This is a genomic window from Oribacterium sp. oral taxon 078 str. F0262, assembly GCF_000160135.1.
Taxonomy (GTDB): Bacteria; Bacillota; Clostridia; order Lachnospirales; family Lachnospiraceae; genus Oribacterium.
In genome coordinates, this window is record NZ_GG729934.1 from 538,226 (window position 1) to 538,884 (window position 659).

A 659-nucleotide genomic window follows, 5' to 3' on the forward strand; every position below is an offset into this window, starting at 1 on the left:
GCTGAAGATTATAAGCCGGCTTTAACTGCCCGTTCAGCATGGCATCCTCTTTCAGACGCATGAAGGTCGCATCCGGGTCGGTCTTGGAATAACTGTTCCTCTCCCCGCAGATATGAAGATGCTTTGTGTATTCTTTCAGTTTGCTGATATATCCTTCCAGCATTTCAATGGATTTCTGCAGCTGACTTTTCCGATGGCCGATTCCATAGACAAAGGTGATCTGTTCTTCTCCTTTGATCTGATAGAGCTTTTTGCGCAGCCGTTTCATGGTGTGCAGTGTCGCTTTACCGTTATAGACCACTTTGATTCCATACAAAGTTTCGCATTCTTCGATAAAAGAAAGGATCTTTTCAAACAGGCGGGCCTGATGCTTTGTAACGGATTTTTTCCAGACAAACGTATACTTGTTCGCGCAGGATTCGATCTTTGTCCCATCAATAAATAGGGTCTTGCCGGAAATCTCTCCGAGATCATGAAGAATCGATGTCATGTCAGACAGAAGCGTCTTGGAACAGGCAGACAGATGAAGCGAAATGAACCTTGCGATCGTGGAGTGATCCGGAGCCGGCATTCCTTCAAGAAGGAACATAAAGTTAATGTCCCTTCTGCAGGCTGTTTCAATGTCGCGGCTGGAAAACTGACGGTTCATGGAAGCATAG

1 protein-coding gene is annotated in these 659 nt (G+C 45.7%); it reads right to left on the reverse strand.

The features are described 5' to 3' along the window. The coding region (locus GCWU000341_RS06175) for a transposase (protein ID WP_009214970.1) at positions 1 to 659 on the reverse strand (659 nt) is incomplete at both ends.